The following is a 15,367-nucleotide window of genomic DNA, read 5'->3' as shown; positions in this document are numbered from 1 at the left end:
ATGACTGCCACTACTTCGCGCGTCAACCCGAACGTCAGTGCTGCCACCGCGCGTGCTGCCGCCAAAGCCGCTAATGAAAACCAGCCAGTGACCTTTGGTAAGGCACTGAATACGGCTCTCGCCGATGGCCTGGTGGCCGATAATTCAGTAGTCATTTTTGGTGAGGATGTCGGAACCCTTGGGGGAGTCTTCCGTATTACCGATGGGCTCACCGCACGCTTCGGAGCTGACCGCTGCTTTGACACCCCACTGGCAGAATCTGGCATCGTCGGAATGGCTGTGGGCATGGCCATCAACGGTATGCGCCCAGTTATTGAAATGCAGTTTGATGCTTTCGCTTACCCCGCTTTTGAGCAGGTAGCCTCGCACGTGGCTAAGATGCGTAACCGCACCCAAGGCAAGCTCAGCCTGCCGATGGTCATTCGTATCCCTTATGCCGGAGGAGTTGGTGGTGTAGAGCACCACTGCGATTCGTCGGAAGGCTATTACGCTCACACTCCTGGACTGAAGGTGTTCACTCCGTCCTGTGTTGAGGACGCCTACCTGATGCTCCGCGAAGCCATTGATTCCGATGATCCGGTAGTTTTCTTTGAACCGAAGAAGCTCTATTGGTCTAAGGAACAGGTAGACCTTGAGCAGCTGGCACAGGAATACGAAGCAAAAAAGAGCGCAAAAACTGAAGGCCGAGCTCGTGTTGCGCGTGCCGGTAGCGACGCCACGCTGATCACCTACGGCCCAAGTGTATCCACCGCTTTGGAAGCCGCCAAGATGGCAGCTGAAGAAGGCCTCAACTTAGAAGTTATCGACGTGCGCAGCATCGTTCCGTTTGACGATGAGACCGTCTGTGCCTCGGTACGCAAAACTGGGCGAGCTATCGTGATTGCCGAAGCTCAGGGCTTCGCCTCAGTGGCCAGTGAAATTGTTGCCCGCGTCCAAGAAAGGTGCTTCCATTCCCTGGCAGCTCCAGTCTTGAGGGTCACCGGATTTGATATCCCATACCCGGCACCAACTTTGGAAAAATACCACCTGCCCAGTGCGGAACGAATTCTCGACGCCGTTGATCAACTCCAGTGGGAGGCCTAAATGAGTATCAAGACTTTCCTATTACCTGACCTCGGCGAGGGACTGACCGAAGCGGAGCTGGTCCGATGGATTGTGGCTGCTGGCGACACTGTCGCCGTGGACCAACCCATCGCAGAAGTCGAAACCGCCAAGTCTTTGGTGGAGATTCCGTCTCCTTTTGAAGGCGTAGTCTCCACGCTGCACGGTGAAGCTGGCCAGATGATGCTGGTAGATGAGCCGTTCATCTCCGTGAACACCGGCGGCGAGGATGCACCGCAGACTGGGGAACCATCCGGCGAGCGCGCACAGTCCTATCGCGAAGAAGAACTTGCAGGAACACAGGCCCCTGCTGGTGAATCTGTTGACCCAAGTGGCGAGGCAGAGCAAGACGAAGAAGGCAGCGGCAATGTCCTCATCGGCTACGGCACTGGCTCAGCTCAGCGCAAAACAAGTCGGCGACGTAAGCCTCGCGGGCTGGGCGCTAGTGGTGCATCAGCGACCAAGGCTTCTGCTGAAGCTGTTCGTGTAGTCAACCCGCTGGTTCGAAAGCTGGCCCGAGAGAATTCTCTGGACATTTCTACCGTGCAAGGCACCGGCCCTGAGGGTCTGATCCTGCGCACTGATGTGGAAGCTGCCGTTGCTGCTGCAAGTCAAGCGCCTACGACGACTGCTACCACTACGCAGCCAAGCATTTCGAGCACGGCCGCGAAGCCGGAAGTTTCGACAGGCACTGTGGATGCAGACTCACGTACCGGGTTGCCGGTAGCTTCTTCGCAGGTGCTCTCCGGGGTACGCAAGACCATTGCCAACGCCATGAGCACTTCCCGCCGTGAAATTCCCGAAGCGACCGTGTGGGTGGATGTAGATGTCACCAAACTGTTGAAGCTGCGCACCAAGATCAAGGAAGCCGATGGGCAGGCGCCTAGCGTCATGGCTTTGATTTCGCGTTTTGCCGTGGCAGGGTTGCAACGTTTCCCTGAACTGAACAGTCGCATTGATGTCGAGACTGATGGGGGATTGCGCCACACCGTATTTGATGGAGTGAATCTAGGATTTGCGGCTCAGACAGATCGTGGTTTGGTCGTGCCGAATGTACGGGACGCTCATAAGCTCAATGCCCAAGAGCTCTCTGCCGAGTTTGCTCGTTTGGCTACGGTTGCCCGCGAGGGCAAGGCCGGCGTGTCCGACTTGTCGGGTAGCACCTTCACGATCAACAACTACGGGGTCTTCAACGTTGATGGTTCGGCTGCCATTATTAATTACCCGGAGGCTGCGATCCTGGGGCTGGGGCGCATTATCGAGAAGCCATGGGTGGTCAACGGCAAACTTAAGGTCCGCTCGATCTGCGAGCTGACGCTCAGTTTTGATCACCGTGTCTGTGATGGTGGCACCGCTGCCGGGTTCTTGCGATTTGTTGCTGATGCAATGACGGATCCCAAGCGGGCCCTGGCGACGCTCTAGTAGTGCTGCGCTGTCACTGAACTACTCAGTTGCTGAGTGGCATCGATGATCCCTGTCGAACCCAAGTTGAAACGGGTTCGGCGGGGATCATCCTTAATGCTGATATTTCAGTATTGATCGATCATTTAGTTCCATGTCAGATTAGTGTTGATAGCATGGAAATACATCTACGCACCTTGTTGAAGTAGATGCGGCTGGTAAACGACTCCACCAACCACGGAGCTGATCAACTGGACTATGGAAACGAGATGAAGATGACCAGGCATGCAGTGAAGAACCGTCCATGGGTATACCTGATCTTGATTCTTCCGGTCTTCATCGTGCTCGGCATTTACTTCCCGCTGGCTAATCAGCTGCCGGAGATCATCGCTACGCACTGGTCATCGACCTATCCTGACGAATTCACCCGCACTGCAGTATTTGTGCCAGTTGCCATTGGCCTGAGCATCCTAGGAACCGTCCTCGGTTTGAGCTCATTAGTTCAGCAGCGCAGACCGGGCTTATTGTTGACGCTCCTCTTTGTTGGTTCACTACTTTCGTGGACCACGGTCGGAGTTTTTGTAGGCTCGGTGATACCAACAGCGCTCGCCGAAACACCAGAGACATCTGTCATCGGCATCTGGATGCTCCCCATGTTGCTCTGCACGCTGATAGCTCTCACTCCGCTGTGGATCTGCGGCGTCTACCAGTCGTATTCAAAGCAACTGCAAGCTCAACGACAAACACGTATCGACCAAGCTCAGGGAAGAACTGCGTCTACACCCCAGCCCGATGTGAGCCCTGGGGGCAAGAAATTTAGTGAAACGATGAAGGCCCCGTGGTGGATGCGGGCGCTCGGGATACTGATTGCTGGAGTAGGGCTATATATTCTCTTCGAATTCTTCGCCCGCCCGGGTGAAGTGAATTCGGCCGCCACCATTACCGGTCTAGTAACTTGCCTGGTCGTTAGTCCGCTAGTCCTAGGACTTTGTTTGATCCGAGTGACTATCACTGACCAACAGGTGCAGGTGGCCTCCGCAATCTTTGGGTTCCCCTTGCGCACCATCCAGCTGGTCGACATCCTGTCGGTGGCCAGTACCGAGATTGACCCAATGACGTGGGGCGGCTGGGGATGGCGCTTCTTTCCCGGTGGATCAGCGGTGGTCCTACGACGTTTTGAAGGCCTGGCCTTTGAGCTGAAGAATTCAACGCGATTTGCTGTGACGGTTCCGCACTCTGAACGTGGCGCCGAGAAACTCAATGCACTGTTGCAGAGGAATGATTCCTAAATACGGCCTTGCTGGTGACCCCGAGGAACCACTTATTGCGCAACGGTGCGCATTGGCCCCAGCACGACAGAACGTAACGCCAACCCTGTAACCAGTGATGCCGCGACGACATGTGCAATGCCCAAGACTGCGTAGGTCAGCTGTAAGGTCTCGGGAATCTTCTGAATGTGCGGGTGAGGTAAGAGGAAAGATAATCCGATGATGATGGCCCACACGATGATGCTGGTCGCGCCAACTCGTCTGGACCAGCCAGTCTTGCGCACTTCATGACTCAGCGGTTGAATCCGTTGTAATACAACGCTGGCGATAACCATCCAAAAAGCAGTGACCAGAAAACCAGCGGCGATGTCGCTCGGGCGGTGCCAACCACAGACTAGTGTTGCCACACCGGTGACTGTGGCAAAGAGCCAAACAATAGGCTGTATGACTGGGCGAAGTTTTGGTGGGGACATCAAATACATCAAGCCCATGGCCGCTGCCGCAGCAGTGGTGTGTCCCGAAGGGAATGAGTTTCCGGTCGTACCAAAATTGAAGTCCGGACGAATCAAGATTTCATGTTTGAGCAACTGCGTAGTGCCCAACGCTGCTGCCGCACCGAGAATCGCGACAATGGCCCTGATGAAACTTCGGTCTCTGATCACTCGATAGAGTAAGAAGATTCCGGCAACAACACCACAGATCACCGGAAGCAGATCCAAGAACTGGCGCACTGGATCCAGCAACTCGGTACGTGGCCACCACTGCGACCAAGCCATGAAGCTTGCTTGATCGGCCCATTGACCCGCGCGCAGCAGCACAAAGAAGACGTATTCCACGCAGAACAGGGCTATCAACAAGATGAGAGCCAACCACCACCGAATGTGGCGCGGGTGCGGAGCTGCTGAATGGCGGGGCATGCTTCTAGACTGTCACAATTACTGGTGCAAACGTCACCCAAAAAGACTGTAATTATGCCCACGCTCGCTAGGCTTAGTACATGAGCATTGAACTTCCACCGCTGGCAGAGCTGCTAGCAAACAGCCACGTTGTTCGCTTACCCATGCGAGTTAAATTCCGCGGAATCACCCAGCGCGAAGCACTGCTCATCAAAGGACCGGCCGGGTGGGGAGAATTCTCGGCCTTCCCTGAATATGGAGCCCACGAAGCCTCCCGCTGGCTCGCTGCCGGCATCGAAGCAGCCTACCAACCATTCCCGGAACCACTTCGCACTTTGATCCCCGTCAACGCAACTCTGCCGTCGGTCCCAGCCAGCGAGGTGGGTGCCGTACTTGAACGCTACGATGCACCACACACCATCAAAATCAAGGTGGCAGAACAGGGACAAGACTTGGACCAGGACTTGGCCCGGGTTGCCGAAGCCCGTCGGCTTTACCCTCACGCCGCTTTGCGAGTTGATGCAAATATGGGCTGGGACATTGAGCAAGCGGTCCATGCGCTCAAGGCCCTCAGTGAGTACGACCTGCAATATGCTGAACAGCCAGTACCGGGCATCACCGGTTTGGCTGAAGTTCGTGAGAAATTGCGCAATGCAGGCTTTGATTTGAAGATCGCTGCCGATGAAGCAGTACGCAAGCACACAGACCCGCTGGAAGTTTCTCGGCTGGGCGCAGCAGATCTCATGGTCATCAAGGCGCAGCCACTGGGTGGGATTCAGGCCGTACTGGATATTGCTAAGAAAGCTGAACTAGACGTCGTCGTTTCTAGCGCTCTGGACACCTCGGTAGGACTAGCTCAAGCGGCAGCTCTAGCCAGTGCGCTACCAGAACTGCCCTACGCCTGCGGATTATCTACCGGGACATTATTAGCCGATGACGTATGCGCGGATCCATTGCTGGCCAAAGCCGGCTACCTTCCGGCGCGTCGAATCGAAGCCGATGCCAAGAAACTTCAGGACCTACGCCCTGAAGCCTCGAAAGTTCAGTGGTGGCTACGCAGAGTTGAGCAATGTTATGAGCAGCTGGTGAATGCTTAGCCTGTAGCACCCATCTATTTCCCCGCAGTTAACTTACGCGTTGCATTTTGCACACTTCTGGGTGAAAACCTCATATCGAGTCGTTCCCCTGACAGCGAGCCCTAACTGAGGAAGTGATGGATCATGAATCCAACCCGTACCCTTTTGCCAATGCTAGGCCACACCCGTGGCGGACGTTCCGCAGCTACTTGCCACTTTAAGTGTGGAGATGCCTGCGTTAAGCCAGATTGCAATACCTCGTCCAACGGCTACTTCAAAGATATCGCCGATAAGGCAATGTCTCGCCGCAGCATCCTTGGCCTAGGCGCCGTCGGTGCATCGGCGCTAGTAGTTGGACCACAGTTCTTCGGTGCCTCTGATGCCACCGCCGCACCATTGGTGCCGCTAAAGAACGGTTCCGCCAAGGGCGGGAAGCTGGCCTTTGACGCCATTGAGCCGGTGTCTCGTTCAGTAGATAACCTCACCGTTCCAGAAGGCTACGATTGGGCTCCGATCATCCGTTGGGGTGACCCGCTATTCAAGAACACCGCACAGTTTGACGCCACCAAGCAGAGTGCCAAGAAGCAGGCCGAACAGTTCGGTTACAACAACGATTACCTAGACATCATCGTTGATAAGTACTCGGGCCGCACCGGCGTGCTGGTAGCTAACCACGAATACACCAACGAAGACATGATGTTTGACGCTGCGTGGTTTGAAGCTAACAAGGACGAAGCTCGCCGCATCGCGATGAACGCTCACGGTTTCAGCGTTGTCGAAGTAAAGCGCAAGAAGCATGACAAGCAGTGGAGCTACGTCCAGGGCGGCGAACGTAACCGTCGCATCACCGCACAGACTGAATTCAAGGTAGATGGCCCTGCTGCTGGAGCCGATCTGCTCAAGACCGTTGCAGACCCAACCGGAACCAAGGTTCTGGGCACCCTGAATAACTGCTCCGGCGGCACCACCCCATGGGGCACCGTGCTTTCCGGTGAAGAAAACATTGACCAGTACTTCAAGGGCAAGGGCACTGCCGAAGAAGCACGCTACGGCATAGGCACCGCAGCCACCGAGCGCGGTTGGGAAGATACTGACCCACGCTTTGGCCTGAGCAACGAAGGCTATGAAAACGAAGCACACCGCTTCGGCTGGGTTATCGAAATTGACCCACAGGATCCAAAGTCCATTCCGGTAAAGCACACCAACTTGGGCCGCTTTAAGCATGAGGGTGCCAACGTGCGCATCGCCAAGAACGGTAAGGCTGTTGCCTACTCCGGTGATGACTCCCGCTTTGAGTACCTGTACAAGTTTGTCTCCAAGGGCACCTACTCCAAGCATGACCGCAAGAAGAACATGAGCCTGCTCTCCGACGGTGACCTCTACGTCGCAAAGTTTGCCGGTAACTCGCCAGCAAACGAAATTGACGGCAACGGCGAGCTACCAGCGGACGGCGCATTCGACGGCACCGGCACCTGGTTGCCATTGGTCAAGGGCGGCAAGTCCATGGTTGAAGGCATGAGCGTTGAAGAGGTTTTGGTTTACACCCGTCTGGCAGCAGATAAGCTCGGCGCCACCAAGATGGACCGCCCAGAAGACGTGGAGCCAAGCCCGCTGTCGGGAAAGCTGTACGTGGCGCTGACCAACAACTCTGATCGTGGCAAGACCGGCAAGGAAGGCGCAACCGAGCCGAACCCTCGCATTTCCAACCGCGATGGACACATTATTGAACTGACCGAGGCAGGAAACGACGCCACCAGCACCAAGTTCACTTGGAACATTCTGCTGGTTGCAGGCGATCCGAAGGTCAACGGTTCAACGTACTTCTCCGGTTACCCAGCCGATAAGGTCTCACCAATTTCCTGCCCGGATAATCTGGCCTTCGATTCAAAGGGCAACTTGTGGATCTCCACCGACGGCGCACCAAGCACCATCGGCTACTCGGATGCACTGCACAAGGTCACCTTGACCGGCAAGGACCGTGGCCGCGTGGAACAGTTCCTGGCTGTCCCAACGGGCGCTGAAACCTGTGGCCCACTGATCCATGACAAAGACAACTCAGTCTTCGTCTCTGTGCAGCACCCGGGAGAAGGCGGCACCTTCGCCTCCCCAAGCTCACTGTTCCCTGACTTCCTAGAGAACCCAGCCGCAGCAGGCGCAGGCCAGTTCTACGGCCCACGTCCAACCGTGGTTCAGGTCTTCAAAGCAGAGGCTGAAAACCAGGGTAAGGGCAAAGGCAAAAACAAGTAGCCTTTCGGCCATCGTGTAATTAGACGCCGGTGAGATCTGTGAGTTTCGCAGATCTCACCGGCGTCTTGTTGCACCCTCGCAGTCGGCGCGCGTACCAAGGCATAGACTTGGGGTAGTGCCTAAGCTGAGGAATCGAAGGAGCCACATCGCGTGGGATTGCAGCAACCAGAAGAGCAACGCGCCATCAGCACGGCTCGTGAAGTCCTCGTATCACTGATCCAGGCGGGAGTACGAGATCTAGTGATTTCTCCCGGCTCACGTAGCGCGCCCTTGGCCTATGCCACCGCTGAAGCTGAGCACGCAGGACTGCTCACCATCCATGTGCGCATCGATGAGCGTTCAGCCGCCTTCATGGCCTTAGGTCTGGCGCAAAGCACAAGAACACCGGTAGCCGTAGCTGCCACCAGTGGTACTGCCATCGGCCAGATGCTGCCAGCCGTCATGGAGGCGAACCACACGGCAACACCACTGCTAGTCCTCTCCGCGGACCGGCCCGATGAACTACATGGCACGGGTGCCAGCCAAAGCACCAAACAAAAGACACTCTTCGGCGAACACGTCAGGGCCGCGCTCAACGTGTCTGCAGGCCAAGATCCTGTCACCCATGTGAATCGAGCGCTAATAGCGCTCGCCGGTAGCCAGCTGAACCCGGCCGGCCCAGTGCAGCTGAACCTGCAATTTCGCGATCCGCTGATCCCAGGTGAAGACGAAACGATTGGCTCTCAGCCCTGGACCAACATTCAGGCCGGTACATGGCCTGGTGTCGTGAATCAATCATCAACAGCAATCGTGAGTGCTCAAGTCCTTCCACAGCGTCGCACGGTTGTTGTTGCAGGACATGATGCGGGGGAGCAGGCGGCAGAGTTTGCACAACTTTTAGGTCTGCCACTTTTTGCTGAGCCCTCGTCCAACGCACGCTTTTCAACAAATGCCATTACTCATTACCGGCCGTTGATTGCCGTGGGCAGTGAACACATTGATCGTGTAGTGCTTTTTGGGCGTCCTACGCTCAGCCGGCCTGTAGCCAAACTCTTAGCTGATCCTCGAATTGACAGTGCCATCTGGCAACCGACACCAGCGCCTTGGTATGAGCCAGGGCGGCGTCGTGAGCAACCGATCAATAGCTGGGAACAGCTTGTAGAGTTTGCCGGTGTAGGCGCTGAGGGATGGCTGGCCAACTGGCAAGACCTAGATAGACACGCCCAGCAGATTCGTGCGTTGCACGGCGAAGAGTCCACGCTCAACGGGCTGGACGTGGCTGAAGTGCTCTGGGAAAACCAGCCGGAGGTTCTACTGCTCGGCTCATCTAATATCGTTCGCGATTTTGATCTGGCTGCCAAGCCGACCGAGAGTCATGGCACCAAGGTGTATGCCAACCGTGGTTTAGCGGGAATTGACGGCACGATTTCTACTGCCATGGGCTTGGCCGTGGGCAGTGGACAGCGAACTGTCGCTGTCATGGGAGATATCACCTTCGCTCATGACGCCAGCTCCTTGATGTGGGCACCTTCAGAGCCACAACCGCAACTGGATGTGGTGGTGTACAACGATGGTGGCGGTGCCATTTTCTCCACATTGGAGCACGGTGCGGTGGATGACTCGGGACGTTATGCCGAAGCGGTCGAGCGTTTGTTTGCTACTGCTCAACAATTTGATGTTCAGTCGCTGGCCAAGGCTTATGGGTGGCGCTATGAGCGGGCAACCTCCAGAGCACAACTTTCAGATATCTTGACCCAGTCAGAGGAAAAGACGCTGCGGCTCATCGAAGTCCCGGCTTCCCGTGAAACCTTGCGGGCAGATAATCAACGACTCAATCAACACATCTCAAGCCTTGTTTGGCCAGAGCCCTAAGCTGTTCACTGATTCTTTCGACAAGAAAATCCTCTGCCCCGAACACCTACTCGGTGTCGGGACAGAGGATTCTTTTGCAATAGATCTTCTTTAGCTTCTTTGGGCCTTAGATATCCACGTGGGTAGGGTCCAAGACTCGACGCAGGAAGTCCTGGGTACGAGGCTGTCGCGGATTGCCAATGACTTCCGAAGCAATGCCTTCTTCAACCACCACACCGCCGTCCATGAAGACCACACGGTCAGCAACTTCTTTAGCAAAAGCCATTTCGTGGGTGACCACAAGCATGGTCATACCCGCCTGGGCTAGATTCTTCATGATCGATAGAACTTCACCGACCGTCTCAGGATCCAAAGCACTGGTTGGCTCATCAAAGAGCATCAGCGTCGGTTCCATCGACAGTGCACGGGCAATAGCCACACGCTGCTGCTGACCACCGGAAAGCTGGTCAGGGTAGCGACCACCAAAATCGCCCAAGCCAACACGTTCGAGGTGGCTGTGAGCTACCTTCTGCGCATCAAGCTTCTTGCGCTTGAGCACCTTGATCGGTGCAACAGTGCAGTTTTCCAACACCGTCAGGTGTGGGAAAAGGTTGAACTGCTGGAAAACCATTCCAACTTTTTGACGCATCTGATCAAGATTGACATCTACGTTGGTGGCATCAAAGCCACCGACCAAGATCGTGCCGCCGTTGGGCTGCTCAAGTAGGTTGACGCAACGCAGCAAGGTGGATTTTCCGGAACCTGAAGGACCAATCAGGCAAACAACTTCGCCCGGCTTAACCTTCAGATCGATGCCCTTGAGTACTTCGTTGGAACCGTAGGACTTACGCAGTCCGGTGATCTCCACGCCCGCGGCATTGACTGAAATTTGATTAGTGTCAGTAGACATTCTCAAGTCCTCTCTACCGCTTGGTCTTCGCTGCGCGGGATTCGAATTTACGGGCTACCAAGCTCAACGGAATGGTGATAACCAGGTAGAACAAGCCAGCAACCACCAGCGGGGTGAGGCCTGCATCCAACTGGGAGATACCGTCACGGCCGAACTTGGTCATCTCGTACTGGGCCATGGCTGCGCCAAGAATAAATGCCAACGAGGTGTCCTTGGTGAGCAAGATGATCTCATTGGTCATCGGTGGCAAAACAATCTTGAATGCCTGCGGGATGACGATGGTAACCATTGCGCGCCAGGCTGGCATGCCCAGCGAACGGGCTGCTTCGGTCTGACCCTTAGGGACAGCCTGCAAACCAGCACGCAGGGTTTCAGCGATATAAGCCGAGGAAACCAGACCCAAAGCGAACATCACGTTCACCGGCTGCGGCCACGTAGTGCCAAAAGCTTGAGGCAAGCCAAATCCAAAAGCCAAGAGCACGAGGATCGCGGGGATGCCACGGAAGAATTCAATAAATGCGGTGGCGAACCAACGATAGGGCGCGAAGCTCGCGGTTTTCAATAGGGCCAGAATCAGACCCAGTGCCAAGCCAAAGGCGAAGGCAATGATCGTGTAGAAGATGGTGTTCTTCAGGCCGACCAAAATCATGTCCGGGAACATCGGGCCGAGCTTGTCAAAGGAGAAGAACGCGTAAGCGGCCTTATCCCAGTCAATAATCGCAATCAACGCGATGATGATGCCTACAAAGACAACTATCTGAATGGTCTTGCTCGTACGGGCACGCTGACTGGTAGTCATTGCCATGGGGTTGTACCTCTCGTAAAGGTAGCGGGGGTTCGCACTTGCAACCGGGTCATGCTTGTCGGTTGGGCGGTGAACCCCCGCTGGTAGATCATTGCGTGTTCAGTGACGAGTTATTTTTCGCCGAACCACTTCACGGTCAGTTCCTTCATGGTGCCGGCATCGGTCAGACGCTTCAGGGTTCCGTTGACCAGCTTCAAGGTGTCAGCCTTGTCCTTAGGAACGGCAACACCTAGCTGCTCACCGGTCTTGAAGTTGGCCACAGCCTTGTAATCGGCTTTGTCCTTCACCGCGTAGCCGAGGACCGACTGGTTACCCAGAACGGCATCAACCTGTCCTGCAAGCAATGCCTGGGTCTGTAGACCGGCATCCTCGTAGCCTACGATGTTCTTCAGGCCTTTTTCTTTGCCATACTTTTCACCGGTGGTGGCCTGCTGAACGCCAACCTTTTTGTCGGTGGCTGAAGCGAGGTCGGTGATGCCCGAACCGTTCTTAGCGATCAAGACCAGGTCATCATCCATGTATGGAGTGGAGAAATCCATCTTGGCTTTACGTGCATCGGTGATTGAGATCGAGGAAATTGCGATGTCGCACTGAGTGCTGAAAAGTCCCGACTCGATGGAGTCGAAGCTGGCGTCGATGACGTTCAAATCCAGCTTGGCGTCCTTGGCGATTTCTGCAGCAACATCCATGTCGAAGCCGACGTTCTTGCCGTCTTTAACAAATTCAAATGGCTCGTAAGGGATATCCGAGCAGACGGTCAGCTTGCCCTGGTTGAGCGGGAAGGATGCACCATCCGCTGAGGATTCGGAGCTGCTATCGGAACCGCAGGCGGTCATTGCCAAGAGTGCTACGGAGCTGAGAGCGATAGCGGCGGCGAATTTTTTCTTAGGGCTGCGCATAGGATCAAAACCTACTTTCGGGTCATTGCGAGTGGATCACTGCGATGCCCTAATCATAACCGCGGTAACACTAGCGAGAGACGCGGTTCACACAAGTGTCATCGAGGGCAAGAAAAATTTACGCTGAAGAAACATGAGAGTGAAACAATTGACCGAAAAGTGATCTGCGTCCTACTCGGCGCCGAGGGCCTGGCGCATGGGGCGCATTTTTGCCCAAGACTCTGCCAGTTCATCCTCCGGCACTGAACCCGGAACGATGCCACATCCGGCGTAGAGGCGCATGAGTTTCTCGTCTTCCAAGATTCCTCCGCGCAAGGCGATGCCAAATTCTCCGTCGCCTCGGCTATCAACCCAACCCACTGGGCCCGCGTAAGGTCCACGGTCCAAACCTTCGAGCTCGCGCAGGAGCACCCCGGCCTTCTTGGTGGGTGTTCCGCACACCGCGGCGGTGGGATGGAAAATCTCAGCTACATCCAAAGCGGAGGGCAAGGCGCCCGTTGCGTCGGCACGCAACTGTGCGCGTACGTCGCTGGCTAGATGCCAGACGTTCGGTAGCTGGAGAATAAATGGTTCTTTGGGTGCGCTCATGCCATGCGAGATTGGGTTCAACGAGTCAGTGAGTGAATCGATGGCCAGCTGATGCTCATTACGCTGCTTGGGATCTTCAAAGAGTCGATGCTGGGCAAACTCAGGGTCTGCGGCTCCCGCTGCGGCACGATCTAACGTGCCGGCCAAGACGCGGGCTTCTGCCAGGCCATCGGTGACGCGAACCAGCATTTCCGGGGTGGCACCCACGAGGCCATCAACACTGTAGGTCCAGCAGTCCGCGTAACGTTCGGTCAGGGCGTGGACCACTGCGGACAGATCGATGGGGGAGGTGCTGTGGGCTAGTACGTCGCGAGCTAGCACCAGCTTGGAGATTCCGCGCTCTTCAAAATGACCCAGTGCTTTGCGTACGGCTTCAACATAGGAGCCTGCGGTCAACTGTCCACTGGTGAGCTTGATAGCCCCTGGATCGGTGGCAGCGATGGCCGCGTCCTCCATGGCGGCGTTGACCCGGGCCAAAGCCTGCTCGTAGGTCAGATCTCTTAGTTCCTCGGCGGTGCCGGTTACGGTAATCCACGCGCCCTGCTCATCGCGTCCAACCACCAGCTGCGGGATGATCATGCGCGATTCAAAAACGCTGGTAAAGGAAAAAGCGAAGGATCCAAAGCTGACCAAACCACTACCGGGCCGGTTGATTGGATCAATGATGTCCGCGGCCTCGATGACCTGTGCAAACCACGCGCGGGCCCGCGCGAAGCGTTCCTCCCCGTGGGTGTGCAGGCGGGCGGCGGTGCCAAAACCCACCAAGCCATGCCCGTTCCGGGTCCAGACCATGCTTCGGTGACGCAATGAGTCGCCAAGCAGAGTTTGCGGGGCATCAAGATATTCAAAGGTGATGCTGGACAGCGATGGAGCCGACGCCTGATGGGCGCTGGCGCTAAGAACGGACGATTCTGCAGACATGATACGGCTAAGCCTACCGCGGGATGCCGGGGTTCAAGCGGTGGTGGTGTCCCCAGTCACGACTGTGAGATATGGCGGGTCTTGGCAGAACTGTTAGCCTAAGTCGGTAAACTCTAAACCGAACCGCTCGGTCGCTGGCCTGCAACCTGCAAAATGTTGCGTCGTGCCGATCACCAGCGGTGGACCGCATCGGTTAGAGTGAAGAGATGTTTGTCTGCATTATGCAGGCGCAGAAGTCTTCGCATTCCGCGATGGCCGCCCCGATGAAAGATAAGTAAGCCGTAGAACAGTGACTGATTCGAAGAGCAACTGGACCGCAGCCGGGCACGAAGTGTCCGACTCGATTGAGCTGAATCCTGAAACCGCTGCATTAGCTGCGGCTATCAATCTTCCCTCGGGCTTTGCAATGCTGGCCGAGGACCCGGACTTTGGTCCGGCTATTTCCATCGGTATGGCAAAGGTCGAGAAGCTATTGCGCGATGCGCTAGCTAACTCCGATCCATTGATTGATGCCTCCAGCCGGCACCTGGTCGAAGCCGGCGGTAAGCGCGTGCGCCCATTGCTGGTGCTGCTGACCTCGCTGCTCGGCCACGGTGTGACCGACGAGGTCATCAAATCTGCCGCCATTGTGGAGCTGACCCACCTGGCCACCCTGTACCACGATGACGTGATGGACTCAGCTCCGCTACGTCGTGGAGCCCCCACCGCCCACGAGGTCTGGGGCAACTCGGTAGCCATCTTGGCTGGCGACCTGATCTTCGCCCGGGCTTCGGTCTTCGGTGCAGATCTGGGACCAGAAGCGGTGATGTGGCAGTCGCGAACCTTTGAGCGCCTCTGCCTAGGCCAGCTGCATGAATCCATCGGGCCGCGTGAAGGCGACGACGCGATTGAGCACCACATCCAGGTCATCAGCGATAAGACCGCTTCTTTGCTTTCCACCTCCGGTGCCTTTGGCGCTCGTTTTGGTGGAGCACCTGAATTTATTGAGACCTTGCGTGAGTACGGTGAAAAGGTTGGCGTTGCCTTCCAAGTTGCCGACGACGTAATTGACCTAGCGTCCGAGAAGGCAGATTCGGGCAAGACTCCGGGCACTGATTTGCGCGAAGGTGTTCCGACGTTGCCAATCTTGCTGTTGCGTCAGGCTGCTGAGGCTGGAGACGAACAAGCACAGGCTGCGCTGGCACTGGTTGATTCAGACCTCACTACCGATGAGGCCTTGGCCCAAGCAGTAGCAGCGGTCCGTGAGCACACCGCGCTCCACGATGCGTGGAAGGTTGCCCGTCAGTGGGCAGATTCCGCGATCCAGGCGCTGAATCCGTTGCCAGAGGGCACCGTGAAGCAAGCTTTGATCTCCTTCGCTGACGCCGTGGTAACCCGCGACGCCTAAAGAATGTTGAGACGAAAAATCCCCTGAAGATTGATTTC

General features: G+C 56.1%; 12 protein-coding genes. 7 read left to right on the top strand and 5 right to left on the bottom strand.

What is annotated here, in order from left to right; genetic code table 11:
* From ACT3RW_RS12655 to ACT3RW_RS12645, 3 genes are all read left to right on the top strand, one after another.
* Positions 1-1,083: an alpha-ketoacid dehydrogenase subunit beta gene (locus tag ACT3RW_RS12655; protein ID WP_444613976.1), complete on the top strand. Its 1,083-nt coding sequence runs from the start codon at positions 1-3 to the stop codon at positions 1,081-1,083.
* The gene (locus ACT3RW_RS12650; RefSeq protein ID WP_444613975.1) at positions 1,084-2,523 is read left to right on the top strand and encodes a dihydrolipoamide acetyltransferase family protein; all 1,440 of its coding nucleotides are present in this window, start codon (positions 1,084-1,086) and stop codon (positions 2,521-2,523) included.
* Between the two features lie 254 nt (positions 2,524-2,777).
* On the top strand, positions 2,778-3,791 hold the full coding sequence (locus ACT3RW_RS12645) for a hypothetical protein (RefSeq protein ID WP_444613974.1): 1,014 nt from the start codon (positions 2,778-2,780) through the stop codon (positions 3,789-3,791).
* 32 nt (positions 3,792-3,823) lie between these two features.
* On the opposite strand, the gene ACT3RW_RS12640 is transcribed toward ACT3RW_RS12645, so the two are convergent.
* Positions 3,824-4,687: a phosphatase PAP2 family protein gene (locus ACT3RW_RS12640; RefSeq protein ID WP_131088851.1), complete on the bottom strand. Its 864-nt coding sequence runs from the start codon at positions 4,685-4,687 to the stop codon at positions 3,824-3,826.
* 80 nt (positions 4,688-4,767) lie between these two features.
* On the opposite strand from ACT3RW_RS12640, the gene ACT3RW_RS12635 reads away from it, so the two are divergent.
* The 3 genes from ACT3RW_RS12635 (at position 4,768) to menD (ending at position 9,840) form a co-directional block, all read left to right on the top strand.
* Entirely contained in the window at positions 4,768-5,763 is a 996-nt protein-coding gene (locus tag ACT3RW_RS12635; protein WP_444613973.1) for an o-succinylbenzoate synthase, read from the top strand.
* Positions 5,764-5,886: 123 nt separating this feature from the next.
* Positions 5,887-7,989 carry a PhoX family protein gene (locus ACT3RW_RS12630; protein WP_444613972.1) on the top strand — a complete coding sequence of 701 codons (2,103 nt, stop codon included), beginning with the start codon at positions 5,887-5,889 and terminating at the stop codon, positions 7,987-7,989.
* A 150-nt stretch (positions 7,990-8,139) separates the two neighbouring features.
* Positions 8,140-9,840 carry a 2-succinyl-5-enolpyruvyl-6-hydroxy-3-cyclohexene-1-carboxylic-acid synthase gene (gene menD, locus ACT3RW_RS12625; RefSeq protein ID WP_444613971.1) on the top strand — a complete coding sequence of 567 codons (1,701 nt, stop codon included), beginning with the start codon at positions 8,140-8,142 and terminating at the stop codon, positions 9,838-9,840.
* A gap of 106 nt (positions 9,841-9,946) precedes the next feature.
* On the opposite strand, the gene ACT3RW_RS12620 is transcribed toward menD, so the two are convergent.
* From ACT3RW_RS12620 to ACT3RW_RS12605, 4 genes are all read right to left on the bottom strand, one after another.
* Positions 9,947-10,729 (bottom strand): amino acid ABC transporter ATP-binding protein, encoded by a 783-nt coding sequence (locus tag ACT3RW_RS12620; protein ID WP_444613970.1) that lies wholly within the window; start codon positions 10,727-10,729, stop codon positions 9,947-9,949.
* Positions 10,730-10,742: 13 nt separating this feature from the next.
* Positions 10,743-11,534: an amino acid ABC transporter permease gene (locus ACT3RW_RS12615; RefSeq protein ID WP_131088847.1), complete on the bottom strand. Its 792-nt coding sequence runs from the start codon at positions 11,532-11,534 to the stop codon at positions 10,743-10,745.
* A 110-nt stretch (positions 11,535-11,644) separates the two neighbouring features.
* Positions 11,645-12,433, bottom strand: coding sequence for an ABC transporter substrate-binding protein (locus tag ACT3RW_RS12610; RefSeq protein ID WP_444613969.1), 789 nt, complete (start codon positions 12,431-12,433; stop codon positions 11,645-11,647).
* 171 nt (positions 12,434-12,604) lie between these two features.
* The gene (locus ACT3RW_RS12605) at positions 12,605-13,942 is read right to left on the bottom strand and encodes an isochorismate synthase (RefSeq protein ID WP_444613968.1); all 1,338 of its coding nucleotides are present in this window, start codon (positions 13,940-13,942) and stop codon (positions 12,605-12,607) included.
* A 289-nt stretch (positions 13,943-14,231) separates the two neighbouring features.
* On the opposite strand from ACT3RW_RS12605, the gene ACT3RW_RS12600 reads away from it, so the two are divergent.
* Positions 14,232-15,329 carry a polyprenyl synthetase family protein gene (locus tag ACT3RW_RS12600; protein WP_444613967.1) on the top strand — a complete coding sequence of 366 codons (1,098 nt, stop codon included), beginning with the start codon at positions 14,232-14,234 and terminating at the stop codon, positions 15,327-15,329.
* Positions 15,330-15,367 lie beyond the last annotated feature (38 nt).

Origin of the sequence: Glutamicibacter sp. AOP5-A2-18 (assembly GCF_052446055.1) — a bacterium.
Taxonomy (GTDB): domain Bacteria; phylum Actinomycetota; class Actinomycetes; order Actinomycetales; family Micrococcaceae; genus Glutamicibacter.
The sequence above is the reverse complement of the archived record's forward strand: the minus strand, read 5'-3'. Positions and strand labels throughout refer to the sequence as shown.

Excerpts from the sequence above, each read along its gene's own strand:
- ACT3RW_RS12610 (WP_444613969.1), bottom strand. The coding sequence starts at position 12,433 with ATGCGCAGCCCTAAGAAAAAATTCGCCGCCGCTATCGCTCTCAGCTCC.
- ACT3RW_RS12650 (WP_444613975.1), top strand. The coding sequence starts at position 1,084 with ATGAGTATCAAGACTTTCCTATTACCTGACCTCGGCGAGGGACTGACC.
- ACT3RW_RS12655 (WP_444613976.1), top strand. The coding sequence starts at position 1 with ATGACTGCCACTACTTCGCGCGTCAACCCGAACGTCAGTGCTGCCACC.
- ACT3RW_RS12605 (WP_444613968.1), bottom strand. The coding sequence starts at position 13,942 with ATGTCTGCAGAATCGTCCGTTCTTAGCGCCAGCGCCCATCAGGCGTCG.
- ACT3RW_RS12620 (WP_444613970.1), bottom strand. The coding sequence starts at position 10,729 with ATGTCTACTGACACTAATCAAATTTCAGTCAATGCCGCGGGCGTGGAG.
- ACT3RW_RS12645 (WP_444613974.1), top strand. The coding sequence starts at position 2,778 with ATGACCAGGCATGCAGTGAAGAACCGTCCATGGGTATACCTGATCTTG.
- ACT3RW_RS12640 (WP_131088851.1), bottom strand. The coding sequence starts at position 4,687 with ATGCCCCGCCATTCAGCAGCTCCGCACCCGCGCCACATTCGGTGGTGG.
- ACT3RW_RS12635 (WP_444613973.1), top strand. The coding sequence starts at position 4,768 with ATGAGCATTGAACTTCCACCGCTGGCAGAGCTGCTAGCAAACAGCCAC.
- ACT3RW_RS12630 (WP_444613972.1), top strand. The coding sequence starts at position 5,887 with ATGAATCCAACCCGTACCCTTTTGCCAATGCTAGGCCACACCCGTGGC.
- ACT3RW_RS12615 (WP_131088847.1), bottom strand. The coding sequence starts at position 11,534 with ATGGCAATGACTACCAGTCAGCGTGCCCGTACGAGCAAGACCATTCAG.